The sequence below is a fragment of the Otoolea muris genome (genome assembly GCF_943193115.1).
In the GTDB taxonomy this organism is placed as follows: domain Bacteria; phylum Bacillota; class Clostridia; order Lachnospirales; family Lachnospiraceae; genus Otoolea; species Otoolea muris.
Genome location: NZ_CALPCY010000016.1, coordinates 37,574 through 55,408 on the forward strand (window position 1 = coordinate 37,574; position 17,835 = coordinate 55,408).

At 46.3% G+C, this 17,835-nt stretch carries 20 protein-coding genes; 11 read left to right on the forward strand and 9 right to left on the reverse strand.

The window, feature by feature from the left end:
• The first annotated feature begins 8 nt into the window (after window positions 1-8).
• The 9 genes from NFS31_RS11535 (at window position 9) to NFS31_RS11575 (ending at window position 9,056) form a co-directional block, all read left to right on the forward strand.
• Entirely contained in the window at window positions 9-890 is an 882-nt protein-coding gene (locus NFS31_RS11535) for a hypothetical protein (protein WP_251495063.1), read from the forward strand.
• A gap of 21 nt (window positions 891-911) precedes the next feature.
• A complete protein-coding gene (locus NFS31_RS11540; protein WP_251495065.1) occupies window positions 912-2,117 on the forward strand; it encodes an MraY family glycosyltransferase in 1,206 nt (401 codons plus the stop codon).
• A complete protein-coding gene (locus tag NFS31_RS11545) occupies window positions 2,110-3,345 on the forward strand; it encodes a tetratricopeptide repeat protein (RefSeq protein ID WP_251495068.1) in 1,236 nt (411 codons plus the stop codon). The genes NFS31_RS11540 and NFS31_RS11545 overlap by 8 nt, the downstream gene beginning before the upstream one ends.
• Before the next feature lie 29 nt (window positions 3,346-3,374).
• On the forward strand, window positions 3,375-4,031 hold the full coding sequence (locus NFS31_RS11550; protein WP_251495071.1) for a hypothetical protein: 657 nt from the start codon (window positions 3,375-3,377) through the stop codon (window positions 4,029-4,031).
• A 25-nt stretch (window positions 4,032-4,056) separates the two neighbouring features.
• Window positions 4,057-4,740 (forward strand): SMI1/KNR4 family protein, encoded by a 684-nt coding sequence (locus NFS31_RS11555; protein WP_251495074.1) that lies wholly within the window; start codon window positions 4,057-4,059, stop codon window positions 4,738-4,740.
• A gap of 140 nt (window positions 4,741-4,880) precedes the next feature.
• Window positions 4,881-5,579: a hypothetical protein gene (locus NFS31_RS11560; RefSeq protein ID WP_251495077.1), complete on the forward strand. Its 699-nt coding sequence runs from the start codon at window positions 4,881-4,883 to the stop codon at window positions 5,577-5,579.
• A 12-nt stretch (window positions 5,580-5,591) separates the two neighbouring features.
• Complete coding sequence (locus NFS31_RS11565; protein WP_251495080.1) at window positions 5,592-6,977, forward strand: hypothetical protein; 1,386 nt, start codon at window positions 5,592-5,594, stop codon at window positions 6,975-6,977.
• A 46-nt stretch (window positions 6,978-7,023) separates the two neighbouring features.
• Window positions 7,024-8,466, forward strand: coding sequence for an SMI1/KNR4 family protein (locus NFS31_RS11570; protein WP_251495083.1), 1,443 nt, complete (start codon window positions 7,024-7,026; stop codon window positions 8,464-8,466).
• Between the two features lie 65 nt (window positions 8,467-8,531).
• Window positions 8,532-9,056: a hypothetical protein gene (locus NFS31_RS11575; protein WP_251495086.1), complete on the forward strand. Its 525-nt coding sequence runs from the start codon at window positions 8,532-8,534 to the stop codon at window positions 9,054-9,056.
• Window positions 9,057-9,406: 350 nt separating this feature from the next.
• Here NFS31_RS11575 and NFS31_RS11580 read toward each other — a convergent pair whose 3' ends face one another.
• Window positions 9,407-9,781 carry a helix-turn-helix domain-containing protein gene (locus tag NFS31_RS11580; RefSeq protein WP_251495088.1) on the reverse strand — a complete coding sequence of 125 codons (375 nt, stop codon included), beginning with the start codon at window positions 9,779-9,781 and terminating at the stop codon, window positions 9,407-9,409.
• A 488-nt stretch (window positions 9,782-10,269) separates the two neighbouring features.
• Here NFS31_RS11580 and NFS31_RS11585 point away from each other — a divergent pair, with 488 nt between their 5' ends.
• Window positions 10,270-10,686 carry a sigma factor-like helix-turn-helix DNA-binding protein gene (locus tag NFS31_RS11585; protein WP_251495093.1) on the forward strand — a complete coding sequence of 139 codons (417 nt, stop codon included), beginning with the start codon at window positions 10,270-10,272 and terminating at the stop codon, window positions 10,684-10,686.
• Complete coding sequence (locus NFS31_RS11590) at window positions 10,676-10,858, forward strand: helix-turn-helix domain-containing protein (protein WP_251495096.1); 183 nt, start codon at window positions 10,676-10,678, stop codon at window positions 10,856-10,858. The genes NFS31_RS11585 and NFS31_RS11590 overlap by 11 nt, the downstream gene beginning before the upstream one ends.
• Before the next feature lie 119 nt (window positions 10,859-10,977).
• Here NFS31_RS11590 and NFS31_RS11595 read toward each other — a convergent pair whose 3' ends face one another.
• The 8 genes from NFS31_RS11595 to NFS31_RS11630 all read right to left on the reverse strand — a co-directional run bounded on the left by NFS31_RS11595 (window position 10,978) and on the right by NFS31_RS11630 (window position 17,789).
• A complete protein-coding gene (locus NFS31_RS11595) occupies window positions 10,978-11,397 on the reverse strand; it encodes a DUF6075 family protein (RefSeq protein WP_251495099.1) in 420 nt (139 codons plus the stop codon).
• A gap of 59 nt (window positions 11,398-11,456) precedes the next feature.
• Window positions 11,457-11,831 (reverse strand): DUF4313 domain-containing protein, encoded by a 375-nt coding sequence (locus NFS31_RS11600; RefSeq protein ID WP_251495102.1) that lies wholly within the window; start codon window positions 11,829-11,831, stop codon window positions 11,457-11,459.
• Between the two features lie 25 nt (window positions 11,832-11,856).
• The gene (locus NFS31_RS11605) at window positions 11,857-12,390 is read right to left on the reverse strand and encodes a decarboxylase (protein WP_251495105.1); all 534 of its coding nucleotides are present in this window, start codon (window positions 12,388-12,390) and stop codon (window positions 11,857-11,859) included.
• A gap of 34 nt (window positions 12,391-12,424) precedes the next feature.
• Window positions 12,425-12,973 carry a hypothetical protein gene (locus NFS31_RS11610; RefSeq protein ID WP_251495108.1) on the reverse strand — a complete coding sequence of 183 codons (549 nt, stop codon included), beginning with the start codon at window positions 12,971-12,973 and terminating at the stop codon, window positions 12,425-12,427.
• On the reverse strand, window positions 12,963-13,391 hold the full coding sequence (locus NFS31_RS11615; protein WP_251495110.1) for a DUF6809 family protein: 429 nt from the start codon (window positions 13,389-13,391) through the stop codon (window positions 12,963-12,965). The genes NFS31_RS11610 and NFS31_RS11615 overlap by 11 nt, the downstream gene beginning before the upstream one ends.
• Window positions 13,392-13,453: 62 nt before the next feature.
• Window positions 13,454-16,504, reverse strand: a complete 3,051-nt coding sequence (locus NFS31_RS11620; RefSeq protein ID WP_251495113.1) for an N-6 DNA methylase — start codon at window positions 16,502-16,504, stop codon at window positions 13,454-13,456.
• Window positions 16,505-16,525: 21 nt separating this feature from the next.
• Complete coding sequence (locus NFS31_RS11625; RefSeq protein ID WP_251495116.1) at window positions 16,526-17,425, reverse strand: hypothetical protein; 900 nt, start codon at window positions 17,423-17,425, stop codon at window positions 16,526-16,528.
• A 106-nt stretch (window positions 17,426-17,531) separates the two neighbouring features.
• Window positions 17,532-17,789, reverse strand: a complete 258-nt coding sequence (locus tag NFS31_RS11630; protein ID WP_251495119.1) for a hypothetical protein — start codon at window positions 17,787-17,789, stop codon at window positions 17,532-17,534.
• Between the last annotated feature and the right edge of the window lie 46 nt (window positions 17,790-17,835).

A 17,835-nucleotide genomic window follows, 5' to 3' on the forward strand; every position in this document is an offset into this window, starting at 1 on the left:
GTGAAACTATGTACGCGATTGAAAAAGAATTAAAGATACTCCGGCAGTTCATCAGCCCGAAGTATATGGACGGTTTGAAAAAATGGAAATGCTATTCGGAGGATGAAATCCTGGCGACAGAAAAGCGGCTCCATGTAAAGCTCCCCGTTCCTATCCGGGACATTTACCGGCACATGGCAGACCTGTTAGTCACCAGCGGTTATCTGCGCCCATTGGAACTTCTCCACTGTGAGGGAAACTATCTGGGATTTTTTCTTTCTCCCGGAGAGGGAGATATCATTGGGATACAAAAGAGAAAAACTTCCGGCGACTTATACACATGGGAAGAAAATGACCCCAAAGAAATGGCCTGGGAATATGAGGACGAGCTGGAAACCGCCTGCGAAGCGGGGGACGATGATGGAAAGCGAAAGGCTGTGGCGGCTTATCAGAGTTATTGGAAAAAGCGGAATATCCCTTTCATCCATGCTCCTTTGAACATCCGTAAGCAGGACTGGGGCCTCCGATTTAACCGCAGCCTGGACGGATATGGATTATTTCTGGTAATCCATGCGATTCAGGAATGGGAAGAAATGACGCGGGACGAACATACTCATGAACCAACCTGCCTGTTCAGTGACTTTTTCCCTGCAAAGTTTTCAAAGGAATATTTCCAAAACATAGCAGATCGGATAAAGGATGATTTTATCCCCCTCTCGGATCATTCGGAACTGATAGATCTGGGCGATTTCCCTTTGCAGATGGCATATGTCCACAAAAATCAGGAAGCCTTGCTGGTTTTGGGTATAGAGCCAGTCTGTTTTATGCTGCTGACAAAGACGGCCGCAGGGAGAGGCTTGCTTGAAAGGGTTCAGGAACAGACTGGCCTGGCCTTTCATGTGGGCTTTTAGAAACAAGCCGTCAGGGGGCAGATGATGAGAAAAAATAACAGAACAGGAAAACGGCTGCGGCTGACACCTCTTATATTGGGAGGCTATGCTGTATTTCTGGGTTTTGGTCTGATAGTGATCGGGCTTGCTGAAATGAAGGAAGTGATCGGCATTGTCCGGCTCCTGATCGGGCTTGGCATGGCGGGCTTTGGCCTGCTGGGGATATGGGACGGGGTACGTGATCTGGTGGGGCCGGATCAAAGACATAAGCAGGCGCCGGCCAGCCAGTTTATCCTTACGGACATATCCGGAAACAGGACATCCAATGTTACGGCGGAGGCTTTACAAAAACAGATGGAAAGCCTGATGAGAAGTGATAAAGGGGGCGTTTTCAAACTTCAGATTCTGCCGCCTTTTGCTGTACAAGAGACAGGGAATATAAGCCAGATTTTCTGCATGTATCACCAACTTTTTAGATTAACAGTATTTTTGGACGAATCGAAAGGCGGATATGAATCGTACTATAAAAGCACAGGGTTTGACGAGGCGAAAGACTGGTTTGAAAAACTCCTGGCTGGCGGCGCTGATCTTTCGGGGTGGAAAAAAATAGAGAATGGATATGACGAGGAAGAGGAAAGCAGCGGGGAAGAGGACGCCGAATGGGAGGAAAACAGTATCTGTCCAGGCGAAACAGAGGACAGCCTGGAAGATACAGATGAGGCAGCAGAACCGGTTGCTGATTTTAACAAACCGGACTCTTTGAGAAATACAGAAGAGATTAGGGCGGGGAAAAGCGAAGCCGATACCCGGCAGACGGAGGAACACATAAAATCTTTCTGGCAGCAGCTTCAAAGGGAACAGAAAGGCCAAATGCGGAACTGGCGTCAGCTTCTGGTGATTTTTGGGGAGAGCTGGCATGATGAACACACCTTTTTCTCCGCCAGGGATGTGGAACTGGCCATTGACGGCATCCATGAGGGGAAATACACAAAGGTATTTCTGGAATGGGGAACACAGGCGCTTGATTTCTTTCCCGGCGTTCAGAATGACCTGATGGTGATCTGGTGCACCAATAACACAGGAAAAGGGAATACCAGGTTTCTGGCGAAAGAAGGAACCGTGACGCAGGTGAAATTCTGGCTGGTCAACTATTTGAAGTCTGGTATTTTTGAAGAAATGAGCGGTTGGGCTGATATTACTGACCAGATAGAAAAAGCAAACAGAAAGGGAAAAAAGAAACATGGGTAAGTATTTTAGCGATGTGGTGGATAAGGCCATTGAAGACCTCTATTATTGCTGTAATAACGACAAGGCAAAAGCGGCGGCGGACGCATTATTGTCTGCGGCAAAGGACGGGGATGGGGACGCCTGCTATTTCCTCTCCCGCTGCTTTTCCGGCCCATGTTACAGCTGGGAATACCACCCCTTTGAAGAAAACGAGGCGGCGGCCTATGCCATGCTCCATCAGGCCATCTCCCTGGGCAGCGCCGCTGCGGTTCTGGGGGCGCTGCGTATGGATTTGCTGACACCGGAGTTTAAGGAGATTATGCCCTTTGACAGTATAAAAGAAGCATGGGATGTAATCTATGAAAAAGCCGAGAACGGATGCGCATTCTGCCAGTACATGATTGGGAACACCTATTATTATCTGGACATTATAGAGATTGAAGATCATAAGGAAAGTGACTTCGCAAATAAGGGAGCCTGGAATGCATGGAAACAGCAGCAGATAAAACAGTGCCTGCCCTGGTTTGAAAAGTCATTTTCCGGAGGCATGATTCTGGCGGGGCGGAATTACTGCCACTATTATCAGTATGGCCGGGGAGAATACATTCCGCCGGAGCCAGAAAAGGCAGTTTCTATCACACGCCAGGGCGCAGAAAGGGGCTACCCGGAGTGTATGTATGCCTACGCCCATTATCTGGCCTATACAGAGGATAACGATAAAGACGCTCTTCCCTGGGCGCTGAAAGCGGCAGAGGCAGGACATCTCTGGAGTTGGCATATCATAGGGGATATTTACTGGAACGGCAGGGTGGTGGAGCGCAGTTTGCCCTATGCCCTGGAGTGCTACAAAAAGACTGCCAGCTATGGTAACGACAGCTATGCCTGCCGACAGTTGGGACGTTTGTATTTCAACGGCTGGGGTACGGCTGTGGACTATGCGCAGGCGGTTCAATGGCTGGAGAGAGATAAGGAGCCGGAAGGTATCAAATATGATCTGCTGGGAATCTGCTATCTGCTGGGGCGCGGCTGCCAGCAGAACCCGGCGCGGGGAAAAGCATTTTTGGAGAAAAGTCGGGATTCACCCTACAAAAGCTATGGTCTGGGAATGATGTATGCTGAGGGAATCGGCGTACGGGAGGATATAGAAAAAGGTGTTGAGTATCTGAAGGCGGCAGGAAATTACGGGCCGGCAATCGAGGCGCTGAAACATTACAAGAAAAGCCTGTTTGGAGTCTGGCGGAGAAAATAAGAACATTTAGAAAAGGAGGCGGATTGTCCATGAGCTATTCCTTAATGATTGCGCCTTTCGATTTTGCTAACCATAATAAAATTGCAGCGCAACAGTTTTTTGATAATTACGCATTTTTTGAGCTGACACCCAAACGAGCTAAGGAATATTTTTTGTGGTTTAAGAATGAAATCCCTAACCGTATCACTATGCTCTGGGAATATATGAAAGAGGAACGTCCGGAAAGCCAGCCTTTTGATTATTCGCCGGAATCGTTGATTCCGTTATGGGATTGGTATGAAACAAAAATCAAACAGATTCCCCAGACGAGGAAAGAAATTGAGTACAATGTTTCAAGATATCCGAAGTGGATGGAGGAAAATGTCCGAAAAATAACCATGAAATATACAGATGAAACATTATCCCTTGCGCTGGATATTTCTATCTATCTTGGGGAAACAGTCATAAAGAATTATCCCAATCTGTATTGGGGGCATTTTGCGAGGCCGAAGCGGGAACTCTTTGTCAATAAACCTGTGATAATGAAGTTGAAAAGCAAGCTAAAGTATTTTCCTCCCAGCCAGACTGTATTTGTGTGTATGATAAAATCCGGAAAAGACCGTGACAAGAACCGAATATATGACTTATACCGCTATTGGGAGGATGAATTTGATCCAATAAACCCCAGTTACTGGGATAGTTGGTAACTATGATTTATCAAAGGAGGCTTTTATGACAGCAGCAAAAAAGTATTTGGAGACATTGAGAAAACGTGAACCGCAATTATGGGAAGAACCATTAAAAGAATCTGTCCTTACGGAGAGTGATTTATCAGAGATTGAGAAAGGACTTGGATATAAGCTGCCAGCGCTCTACCGTGAATTTTTGTTAAGCTATAAAATGCCAGGTGACATTACTGTACTTGTTTCTTTTTGCGGAGATTCCTTTGCCTGTTCATGGAGCAAAACCTTTTCACGGGAGAAAAATGGCTATGTTCCCCGGCCCGAATTTGACATTGGCCCAACGGTTGAGTTCGAGTGGCATAATATTCAGGGAAACAGCGGAACAGAATTTTTGAAGAACCTCCAGCAAGAACAGAAAACACAGGATGATTGCCCTTGCTTTTTGGAGGCAGGATTTATCGGGCTTGGAAAGGTTTACGGATATCTGGTGTATCTGGATGTGGTAAACGGCGGCGTTGTCACGATACATGAAGAGGGCGTATATGACATGATGGGCGCCGGGGTAAAATGGAACAGCAAATCGGAAGTAAGGAAGTATATGGAAACACGGGAACTTTATATCTGTAAGGACTTTCATGATTTTCTCCGTTTTGCCTGTACTGGTGACTTTCTTGACGAGGATGAAGCAAGATTCCCCACACAGGAGGAATTAGAGCAGGATTATTCCTGTTAACAGATTGGAGAACTTCGGCATGCCACTGATCATTCCAGGAAAACCGCAAATAGATTTTTTCCTGCGGACGACAAACAAATTAGTTCCGGAATTTCCGATCCGGGAATTGTTCGGAAAGAATCTTCCAAAGGAGTTAGGACATGGATTATGAGCAGTTTATCACAGAGATACAGAAATATTGGGATCTGCGTAAAAAGGGACTGAAAAAGCAGGCAAACAGCTTTCTGTTCTCATTTACAAAATCTTTTAAAGAAAATGTGCCGGATGCGGATGCAGAAGCTGTTTTGTTTCAGTTTTGCAGAGAATACCTGGACGAGATGAAATTTCCGGGGGATGCGTTTCCCAGACGCCACCTGCCATTTCAATTAACAAAGCTGCTTGACGATTATTTAAGCCGTGAATGTGAGAAGAATCAGATGCCGCAGATGCGGTGGGCATACCAGATTTTTGGAAACATTTACAATCCCCACGATCCAAAGCTGGAACATGATTTTTATCCCATCCTGGAGCGTGCATACATGCATGAAAAATGTGATCCGCAGACGGTTCAGCTCTATTTCAGGGAGCAGCTTGATTCCTTATGGTGGGGGCAGCATCATTTTCCGGAGAGCATCCGCATTACAAAAGAGGAATTTGAAAATATTGTAGGTGTAGCAAAGAAAATCCTTTCAGAAAAAACAGTAGATCCGCAGCTTGTGGAAGAGTTTGAGTATTACATGAAATTGTATCAAATCTATTTTGAATGGCAGAACAATAACAGGAACGGCGATTTTTACGAGTTGTGCAGGAAGGAAGGACTGGCGTTTGAAGGAGTCCCCGTGATTTATTATAAAAAATAGGAAGGCGGCGCCATGATATCAGAAGAACTGAAAAAAATCAAATCGTTTGGCAGCAACATGGAAAGCTCCGTGACACCGGAGGATATTGCGGACAAGGAAAAAGAACTGGGGGTTATGTTGCCCCAGGCTCTGCAGGATTTTTATTTTACCTTTCATGAAAATGATCCAGTTTTTTCGGCAAAGAACCGGTTTATTCCTTTGCATGAGCTGAAAAGAACGAAGCGTCACCTTATCGGTTCTCAAGATGTTGAAGTAATTACATTCTATACTTACGGGATCTGGGGAGTTGGAATCAGGAAGGAAACCAATGCCCAGGACATCCATGATCCTTATACCTATACATATTACAACAATCCGAAAAACCAGAAACAGAAACAGGCATCTATATGCAGATCGGGTTATCGGTTATCTTCCTCTCTAATGGGGTGGGTTAGCGCACAACAACTTTTCAGCCAAAACAGTATTGGCAGGATCGATCCCAAAGGACTTGCATACAATGACCGGAACGCTGTCTTAAAAATTTTTCATATGTTACCCATCGGACAGGCAGAAAACAATATAGGGAGGGCCTGTTCAACGAAGGATTCTGCTCTCTATGGGTTTATTGATTTTGGAATGCGGTGTGTATTTGTATCTGCGGGCAGTTCCGGCCTGGTTAAAGACTTTATGGAGAATATCCATGTGGGATTTGAATGGTATAAACTGGATGGGAAATTTATTGAGAAAACACCGGCCCCACATAAATCAATCAGGAAGAGGGCGCTTTTGAGTATAGAACCAGCCATGGAAACACTGAATCATTTCATAGATATGATAGATTTGCAATCGCAGGAGCAGGAAATTGTGGAGGCGGAACAGCGGATCAGAGCTGCCATACCTGAACCGCTGAAAGAATTGTACCGCCGCATTCCGGGAAATTATCTGAATGCCCCGAATTGCTTTATTTTACCGGGGCGCCTTAAAAATGAAGAGGGAAAAATACCGTTTTTATCAGGCGGTCAGGGCGTATTTGATTATGCCTTTGAGCATTTATCGCCGATTGTTTATCGTTCGGAAATGGATGGTTCGTGGAGCGAATATGGCATGATAGATGGATTTGTTATAACGCAATTAGCCTGGAACATTATGAACAGAGAAGATCTGGGCATTGTTTTGGCAGAAGTCCCGGAATATTCAAAACAATCTTTAAGTACAAGGGGAGCATTAGGGAAAGTTTTAGTACCCTACTTTCAGGATTTGACAAGGGAGAATATGCAGCAGCTGTATTGCTCTCCTGAAAATGATATCATTGTTCTCTATGATAAGCAGTTGAAAACCCTGTATGCAGCAGCTGTTGGTGGAGAACCGCTGCGGAATCTGGAGAAAGTCACTAAAATAAAGTTGAGTTGGCTGACATAGAAATGCTTTTAAAATATTTTTCAGGAACAGATGGAGGTACATTGCGGTGATACAGGCGGAATTATATAGGATAAAGTCTTTTGGCAGCGATATGAAAAGTACGGTTACATTGGGGGATATTGCAGACAAAGAAAAGGAACTGGGATTTACGCTGCCCCAGGCTCTGCAGGAATTATATCTAATCTTTCATCCAGATGATCCTGCTTTTACGGAAAAGGGAAATCTGATTCCACTTGAGGAATTAAAAATTTACAAACGTGTCTATTGGACAGATTCCATCATTACGATCCTGCCTTTTTGCCGGCATGAACGGTACGGCTATGGCTTTGAAGTAAGCCGGTATCACAAAAGCAAGGGTACTATGAGCCGCAATGATCCGGAAGATCCGCAGATGTGGGGGCTTTATGTGCTGCCGGAAACACGCAAGGAAGAAAAGCATTTGGAGGGCCGTGAAGTGCCGTGCAATCAGTCAAAACTCTCTCAATGGATCATGGAATGGCTAGGATACCAGCAGACCTTGGCGCAGCCCAGCGTGGCAGCCGTCAATAAGGATAAGGTGGAAAGTTATTGGAAAAAAATGTGGGAGCATCTTCCGAATACGTTTTATCATGTTCCTCTGGAGCAGCTTTCCAGCCACAGAACAAATTTTAGCGTAAACTTTGTGGAGGAACCATCCAGGTTTTTATGCGGAAGTATTCTTTATTCAGGGACGGCCTATTTTGCTGGCAGGTCCGATAAGGAACTGGAACAGCTTATGAAACAGATGGGATTCAAATATGTCTGGATGAAAAGCCAGGACGGGCATCCTGTTTTTAATTCGGCTCCACCCCAGCCGCCGCAGGAACGGGAACTGAAATCCATTGCCCCGGTATTACAGTTTCTCTGCAAATTTGCCGGGATTGAGGGAAAGGGGGCGAAAGAGGAAAGTATCCGGCGGGCAGAAGCCCGTCTGGGGGGTTCACTTCCACTGCCATTGGAAGAATTTTATCGTTGTCTGCCAAGTAGATTTTATCACAGTTATAACGTGGTTCGTCCTCTTTCCGGATTGAAGCAGACAAAGGATGGAAAACTGAACTTTCTCACAGAAAATCAGGTGGTGTATCACTGGGCGGCGGAATTGAACAGCCCGTTTCTATACCGCCGTGCCAATGACGGTGTAGGCCAATGGAACACATATGGTATTTTAGATGGTTTTCTTGCAGCGGAATTTTTGTGGATGCTGGCTTGTGATGAAAAATTGAATCTGGTCCTTTGGGAGCTTCCAGATTTTGAGCCATCAATGTTGTCTGAAGGCGGGAAGTTGAGTCCATACCTGTCTTCCATTGCAGGTATTACGGATCAGATCGCCGCAGGCAATACCCGGAGGCTTTACCAGGCCATGGATGGGCAGGCTGTTGGGCTTTATGACAACGAAGAAGGTACGTTTTGGTTTGTGGCAAAGGATGAAACGGTGCAGGAACGATTGGAAACAATGATTGATATTTTCTAGTAAGGAGGTTTTTATAACAACAGCAAAAAGTATTTGAATTTATTGAAAGAACGTGAAGTCTAATTATGGAAGCAATCCAGATAAAACAAACAGATAAAAGGAGAGATTTTATTATGCTGACAGTACTAATTGTTACATTGTTTTTTGTAGGTGGTATAGCGCTCATTGTTTGGTATTTGAAATCATTTTATGCTGAACGTGATAACCGGGCAAAAAAGGCGGCGGAACACCGTAGTAAACATGGCGGAGAAAGCATTTTAGAGTGGAACGGAAACCTTGCCGATGGTGCGCCAGATGCAGAGTTTGGAAAATTGATTGTGGAGGTTCCGAAAAAACGGGGAGATGGTGCAGCCCGTTTTTATGAAAAGGGCATGGTATTGGAAAAGAAGCGGCTGCCCTACTCGGAAATTAAAGATGTGGTGTTTGTAGCTGCCACATCAGATAAAAAGTTCACTTTGAAACAGGCTGCAAGAGATATGGGTGTTTTATGGATATACCCCAAAAAGGGAACTACGATTGGACTAAGGGAAATGAATTATCAATTTGATAATGAAATCATGGAGAAGATCAAACAAGGGCTTGGTTTTTAAGTAGAGTTTTTCCATAGTGTAATAACTGCTAAAAAATACATACTGATGGTAGAGATAGCATTTTTTATCCAACAGAAAGATTTGAACAATCGGCCTTCACATGGGGCATGGAAAACGGCTTATTATAGAAAAGAATGTGATATGCAGCCCGACATAAGAAAACCGACATAAACAAAGGAGAAGATTACGGCCTACAAAACAGGCACAAAAGGGGAATTATAAATAAAGGTACACTTAGCTGAAACTTATAAAACAACAGGAATGAAAACAAAGTTTTCATAAGGCATGACACAGAAAAGCCAGCGGCACAGATACCAGTCTGATCTGCTGGCTTTTCTGTTTTTTACATACTACGTTTGTTTGCTTTTTGTATCAGGATACATAACAGAGGCATTGTTCTCTGCAAGGGCGGAAGCCGTGGCCACCAGGACGGACAAGGCTTTTTCATCACAGAGCGGGAGCAGCCTTAAAAGTGCCTGATATGTAGAGGCAGTCCGGTCATGGCTGTCCTGGAAAATGCAGTCATCTGCAGAGATATCCAATGTCCTGCAGATATGGTAGAAATTTTCAATGCTTGGGGAACAGCGGCAACGTTCCAAATCCTTCTGAAAGGATAGGGAATGTTCCAGTAATTCTGCACATTGCGCCTGGGTCAGATGCTTTTTCTTTCGGGCTTTCTTCAAGGCGGCGCTGAAAACTCTGGCATCATTGATAGATAAAGACATTGCGGTCACCTCCTAATAGTAGTGTATTGGCATACCTTATAAAAGTAAAAATGGTATAGACATGCTAAAAAGTAGAGCAATAAACTACTAGGCATCCAGACATCTGGTGAACAAAAAAAACATGGTTCATCAGGGTTTTGTTTGGGTGCCTTTTTGCGGCCATGGGAGAGGTACATGGTCTGTAAGTGGGGAATTTTCATAAGCTGGGCACCGGCGGGGGGATTGCGTTAAAAAAATCATAAGCTTCCAGTGGGCATCCTACACCCTCTATAGTAGTTTTATACGCTACTTTTCGGAGGAAAAGGCCCATTTATATCAAAAGAACGATTATCTATGCAATAAAGCAGATAATAGTTCTTTTCTTATTGTATTAAAAAAATTAAAGCAGATAAATCTGTTTTTCCGCAGGAAATCTATTGTCAGATGCCGGTCACCTCCAATTCCAAACTTTTTGCAGCAAAAAGTCTGGAATTGAAGGAGGAAAAGCCATGTGGCAGAAAAATAACGGAAAGAGTGAAACGGAGATCTTACAGAATCAGTTTACGGCATATCTGGCAACCGCAGTACAGCGCCGCAGGAACGATTATTTACAGCAGCTGGACAGGCGCCGGCAGATTGAGAGCCTGACCGAAGATTTCCTGTTTATGCCGGAGTGTGGTGTAGAACAGGATATGCTTCTGGGGCTGCCTGTTCTCATGCAGCTGGAGGACAGTGCGCTTCTCTGTGCGCTGAAGGAACTGAGCGAGAGGGAGCGTTACATATTCCTTGCAAGGGCGTTGGATGGGAAAGGTTTTGAGGTTCTGGCAGAGGAAACGGGATTGGGATATAAAGGCGTATCAGCGGTTTATTACCGGACGGTACAGAAGATCAAAAGAAAGATAGAGGTGATGAAAAATGAATTTTAAGGAAATGCTTTTGCAGGCGAAAGCCAGCAGGGAGTCAGCAATCATGGCTTTACTGGAGATGTATAAGCCGCTTCTGGTCAAGTATGCGATCATCAATGGAAGGTTTGATGAAGATCTGTACCAGGAGTTATGTATCACACTGTTAAAGTGTATCCAGTTATTCCGGATGTAAGGAGCAGGCGGCAGGAGAGGGGGATTTTCCCTCTCCCTGCTGTCTGTCCTTTTGATTTCTGTACCTGTGCAGGGCGGCTGTATGCCCGTGGCCGGGTATCCAATGGCTTTGCATTTTTCTTATGCAGATGCTGTATACTCCGGATAACGGATTTGAACCGCCTGCCAGAAGTAGGGGGCATAGGAACAGCAGAATAAATCCTCCGCTGCATATCGTCTGCATTCGTCCAGCTGCTCCTCTGGGGCCTCATAATCATGAACACTGGGCGTGTGGTTACAGTACAGGCCGAAAGCCATTCTGATGACCCTCATGCTTCCACTGGTCTGCCAGCCCTCCCGAAGACATTCCGTTTTTACGCTGCCTGTGGCAAAATCATAAATACGGTCAATGTTGCGTCTGGTATCACTGCTGATTCCAAGGCAGTAGCAGAGAGCGTTATGATAAACGTCTGCCTGCCTTACCCTTTTGAGGCTTTCATAATAGAAGCTTTTATGTTCTTCACAGATAAAAAGGATATTTTCTTTATTAGGTTCACTCATAATCTGTCTCCTGTTCTTTCATGTAATCATGGACATACCGGTTGTCACGGCAGTGGCTTTTATGAACCATATCTTTTTTTCCAGCCATGAAGGTAAGCGCAGTACCCTTCCGGATCAATTTCCTGTAATCTCTCTGGGCGGAACCGGTATTCTGGGTATCGACAGTATCCGCTCCCGGCATATGTTCCGGTGGGAACCGCCAGCCCATGCCGTATGATCCACGCCAGGATTTCTTCGCCGTTATTGTTGGTGTCGATAAAGGCGCAGTTTTGAGGCCGGACAGAATCCAGATTGACGGTCAGGACATTCCAGGGTTCCGGTTCCCCGTTCTCCCAGGAAGTCATAGTGACAGCAAGGTTCCCTTCCATATAGGAAGTGATTTTCAGCTCAATCTTATAGGTGGTTCCATATTTCTCCAAATCAAATGTTTTCATATTGTTTCCTTTCTGTGTGCCTGTATTATGCTGCTGTTTTTGGCTTGTCCTGTGCCGGGAGGAGGATTACCCCTTTTTCCACCTCTGCAGGCGTCCATGCGTTGTTTTTCCACATACAGCCGCTTGCCACATTGTAAAACTTCGGGGCTTTGGGCGGATTCCCAAAGCATTCATCATCCAGATACAGGCAGATATGTCTGTCATAAAAAGGGATAAGGGCCTGGCGGATCTGTTCTTTCAATGACAGGGCAAGCTGGTCGATTTCTGTAATGTCCTGCCGCTTAAAGGCAGCCGCAGAAATCTTTTTCAGGATGCCGGACTGGTCAACGGTTGACTGAATCAATGGCTGTGCTTCCTCCATAAAGTCCACACGGATACGGATATTCTCCAGTGTGACCTGTTTGACATAGGCCGTGGCCGTGGCGCTGATGTTCTGCCGCAACTCGTCAAAAGGCTTTTTATATTTCGTCTTCAATACTTCCAGGGATACTGCGTCAAGGTTTCTTTTTAAAAGGTCAAGATATTCTTCCAATGCATTTCGCAATTCGCTGCTTTTCATATGGATACCTCCAATCCTGTAAAATATTGTTTTCCTAAAAATCGTCCTCCCAGGGGGACAAGATATCTCCGGCTGGGGATGGGGAACTTTTTTCTGTCTCTGTCGGCTCTGGCTGTTTTGCTTTTGCGTCCTCTGCTTTTTTCTCTGCTGCATTTTGCTGTCTGCGGATAGTGAGTGCCAGGGCTTCTTCCCCAACATCATCCGAACGCTGTTTCTTTGCCCGCTTTTTACGGCATTTTTCCACAGCGGCAGCATAATCGTAGCCGATGGCAGTCTGGAATTTCTCCGCAATCTCCCTTAATTTTCCGGCCTGGTACTCATAGGTGGCCTTGTGGAAACCGGTCAGGTGCCACTGTTCGCACACCAGATCCAGCATACGGGTGTAGTCCATAAGGGCGTTGATAGTCTTTAAGATGTCGCCATAGCAGGTTTGCAGTTCGTGGGAGCCATCCAGATCCACATAGGAGAGTGTAAGTTCCTGTTTCAGATATTCCTCTACCTCCATGTGGTGTGCCAGCACCGGCTCATAGATTTCCCTGGGAAACTCCGGCATGTTTGTGGATGCAGTGTTCTCATTGTTCATCCGGTTCACCTCCTGCCTGTGGCGGCAGAGCGGTAAGCCCGCTGACGATCATCTGGACGGCAGTGCGGTATCCACAGCAGTAGGATTGTTCTGCTATGGCGCTGTCTCTTTCGGAAACTGCCGTCTGGTACTGTTCAAAAAGCCTTTGGGACTGGCCCAGGGCAGGCAGCAGCGCTTTTTCTGCCTCTTTGACGTTCTGATCCAGCCTGGAAGGAACCGTAACGCATCCGTAAATGTCAGGCTCATAGTTCCCGTAAAACAGGTTATGTAAAAAGTCAGGCTCCCCAGTTTCTGCCAGCCGTATGGCAGCAGGGACAGGTTTTGAAAGGGCCGTGGCAATATCCCGGAGGGCTTTAATCAGTTCTGGAATCTGTTGGTTGAAAAAGATAGTACCCATTTTTGTTTCGTGAAAATTCATCTGTGATCCTCCTTTCGCTGTTCTGCCCGTGTGATAGGGCAGAGTGCTGTTTCTGCGGTACTTCATGCAATCTTCTGCTCGCCCCAACGGATTTGGAGCGCTCCGTTTTCATCCCGCTCCTGACGCATCAGGAGGGAGAGAAGGTCATAATCCACACTGAACCGGTCATAAATCTCATCCAGGTCTACATCCTGTCCCTTCATAAACAGGTTCAGTTTTTCTTTTGCCAGCACCATCTGCATCAGGTTGGATTCAATACTTCCGGCATAGGTGAGGAAGTAAATGTCCTTTTGTTCCGTTGAGGTATACCGGATGAACCGGAAATAGAACTGGCTCATGCCGGAGTTGTTGTAATGCAGTTCCGGTATGATGACTTTGTTGACGTAATCAAAATTGACGCTGGATGGGAGGCTCTGCTGGGTGCAGAGAAGTATCCCGTTCCCGCTGTCCTGCAGTGTCTGGCGAAGCGCCCGTCTTTTGGCAAAGCTGGTGTTGGCACCGGTTACCACAAACAGGGGGCGGTCCGGCAGGTATTCCCGCAGTGCCTTTTCATAAGATTCCAGTACGGTAACGTGCCGCACTCCGATGGCAATGATCTCATTCTCCCATTCGGCAGCCATCTCAACAGCGGCCATGACCTTTACCGGGGTATCTCCCGTGTATTCCTGTACCGTATCCGGGGCGGCGCTGATGCGCAGGAGAAGCACGATCTGCTGGACCAGGCGCATCATGGAATCCTTCCTGGAATTGCCTGTGGAAGAAAAATAGTTATAGCGCATCTCATAAAATTCATGGATTGCTTTCTGGTAGACTTCTTTTTCCTCTGGCGGAAACTGGAGCAGCAGCTGATGGATCTGCTTGATATCCTTGCATGACACCTCCTCAAAGGTCCGTGTAATGACTGTTTTTCCTAAAATATCACTGAGGATATCGGCGTTGTAGATGTCCTGGGTGCGCTTCTCCATGCCGAATACAGTAATCTTTTCCGGTAGGTGGGAGGATGCAAACAGGGAATATCCTTTTTTGTAGGCAGGGATTGGCTGTCCGAAATAAGGATTGATGTCATTATCCGGCTCGGCATCCGTATCGCTGTCCTTATTATGGTGATAAATATATCGGTTCCAAGAGATCATGTTGACGGAATTGTTGTAGAGCAGTTCCAGCTGTGGGGCAAATTCCGAAATGTTGTTCCTGGTGCTGGTTCCCGTGGTGAGCAGCTTCATCCGGCAGCGGCGGAAACAGGAGAGCACTGCCTGGCTCCTGGCGCTGTTAGGGTTGGAAATTTCATCACTCTCGTCCAGTATGAGCTGGATGTTCTGGTGCAGGCGTTTCATGTGCCTCCGTAAATGTTTTTTATAAGCGCTTACTTTGTTCAGTGTCAGCAGCACAAAATCTCCGGGTCGGACACGTTCCAGGTCCGCCAGGCGTTTGATGAATATACAGGGCAGGTCATAATTTGCCAATACCACGTCCCAGTTGTTGCGGATGGAGATGGCAGAGGATACTACCCACGTGCTGTGTACGTTCTGGTTCTGCATCCGGTATAATCCCGTTGCAATGCCGGCCAGGGTTTTTCCGCTTCCCTGCTCCCACTGCAGCAGCGCATAGCGTTTCTGGAGGGTAAGGTTGATGTCATGCCGCTGGATTTCATTCAAGCGGATTTCTTCCATACGGGAAGAATCCCACAGTGAAAAATCTTCCAGCCACTTGGCGATAGCCGGATCTTCATCCATTTCTGCATAGGGCATATTCTGTATCTCATATTCTGCCCGTTTCCTGCAAAGCAGCCGTTCATAGCCCGGATAGGACTCCGGGGTGTTTTCAAGAACTGCCTGATATACTGGCACAGGCAGGCGTTTGCTGTCCTTGATCTGCCGACGTGTGGCTGCACTGTACCCTTTATAGGCAAACTCGCCTTTTCTTTTGACAAGACGGATACAGTCTGTTTCCGGTATGGGGTTCTGTTTTTTTAACGCTTGCCGGAGATAGGTGAGTACCTGCTTTTCCGTAAGCTTTCCCCGACACCATTGTTCATAACTCATGTTGTGGGGCTGGTGCTGGGTGTAAAAACGGTGTAGGTATTCACAGCACCTGGCATACAATGGCCTGGTAATCGGATGTGTCCTGATATGGTACAGGAGCTTTTGGGTCTGGTATCTGAAATCACCGGATGTCTGGCGTGACTTTGCCAGCTCCAGCAGGATTTTTGACTGGTTATTTTCCAGCGCTGATTTGGCAAAGGCCAGTATTTTCTGATAGATAGATTCTGCGTCCTCCTGAATATCAAAATCTTCCGGCAGGATGTAATCGGATTCTGTCCGGTATGGGCGGGGAGTCCACCCCTGGTCAGTGGTCTTTTTCTGCCAAAACTGCAGCTTGGTAGGGAAACGGCTGACGCCCAGGTGAGAGAAGGCGTTATCCGGAAACAGCACCTGTCCCAGAAAACTGAACTGCCTCTCCATCTCCCGGATCTGCCCCTTGTCAGTAAAGTCATCTGCCAGAAAAGACTGGGGTACGATCAGCCCAAGGATTCCCAAAGGCTTCAATACCTCTGCTGCTTTCAGGCAGTAGTACATCTGGGAGGGGATCTCCCTGCCGCTTTTGGTCCACCACTTTAAATGAAAGGGCGGATTCCCCACTACATAATCAAACCGTGTCTCCGGCTGGCAGGTGCGGATATCCCGGCACTCCACCGTTGCTTCCGGATAAAGGAACTTTGCCACCTTCACGGCCTTTACATCCAGCTCGCATCCATAGATGTTGGCCTCTGTGGGGATAAAGTTGAAAAAACTCCCCATGCCGCAGGTAAGGTCTGCCACTAGGTCATGTTCAGACAATTTCAGGCAGGCCGTAATAAATTCACACAGGCGGGGCGGCGTAAAGAACTGGCCGTTTTCAATCTCTTTTTTTGCCTCGCTGTATGCATGGTAATTCTCGTAGTCCGCCCGTTCCAGACCATGAAGGCCGCCATCGCCGGTATAGGCATTATAGATATCCTCCGGGCTGATGGAGCATTCCCCACAGCGGCCACTGTCGATCAGGTACAGGACTTTTTCATTCAGTATTTTTCGTTTATCCTGGGGGATGGATTCCTCCTGATAGGCATATTTCATTCGTATCACCTCGCTGATTGTTTAATATATGGTTTTCAGATAATCCTCTATAAACTGGTATGCATGGGCTTCACTGGTAAATTTCAGATCCACTCTGCCGTTTTTGAACATCCGCAGGGACTGGATTTTCACGCAGTCATTGAACTCATAAACATTGAAAAAATGCTCTTTACGCTTGATGATCTCAGATAAGCTGTTTGGCGCGGAGCCGAAGTCTCCTGTCTCAAAGTGGGAGATTCCCCGCAAAATATCCTTTGTCTTATCCATTAGTTTCCAGGTATCACTTATACGGCTAAATACAAAGCTGCATGCGTAAAATGTAAGCTGTATGACTGTTTTCTTGTGCTCAAACATGGGGCGTCCGTCAGAGGAATCCCAGGCAGCCCGATGGCACTTCCCTTTAAGTTCATGTATTGCCTGTTCGGAGAGAGCCCGTCCTTGCGTCTGGAGAAAGATCTGCTCAAGAATGTCCGCATAGTTTAGTGTCAGGCATTGAAAATCCTGCCTGTATTTTTTCATTTGTTCCTTATAATCCTCTGCCCCCTTGTCGGTTGGCTCCTGTGGAATGAGATTTTTAATCACATCATTCACATTTATGGAAAAGTGGTAAGTATCTTCAAAATAAGAAATTATCCGGCATATAAAGGTGGGGTGCTGAAAATGAATCTGCTGCAGGATGTCTTGATTAGAAAGCTTCAGCCCCAGATCTGTAATAAGGTAAATATTGAAAGGCACTCCTATTGGAGTCAGAAGTTTTTTCTGCTGTTCCTGCATATCATTCCAGAAGAATTCCAGTTCCATCAGGGCGTTTCGGGCGCTGTCATAAGCTGCCTGATTTGCCACGCAGAATATCCGGTCAGTTTCTGAGATGCGGGTATCTGCTTTCATTTCAACCTGTTCAAATTTGGTGAGTAAATCCATAAAAATCCTCCTTTTTCATAAGAAAAGGCCGTGGTTTGGATACGCCACGGCCGGAACATGGAGGCAGCCAGCACAGGTGCGGCTGCCACAGTTGCTCAAAGTCCATTTACGCACATGCGGCCAGTCTCACAGGGAGCGGACTCATGGCCGCCAGCGGAAAAGGGCTCATAGACAGATGATAATGGGTATTCCTGGTTTCAAAATGGATATTGTCTTCGGTCTGCTCGTGCAGGGCTACCACATTGGATGTCCGATAGACACTTCCCTCAGCCGCAAATACAGCAGGCTTTCCGATAGTGATCGGGAACAGGAGCGTTCCGCAGAGCATTACTTTTTTCTTTCCTTCATTATTTTTCTTTTTCATTCTTACTGACCTCCATTCTACTCAGAATTAAAATGGGAACGGCTGC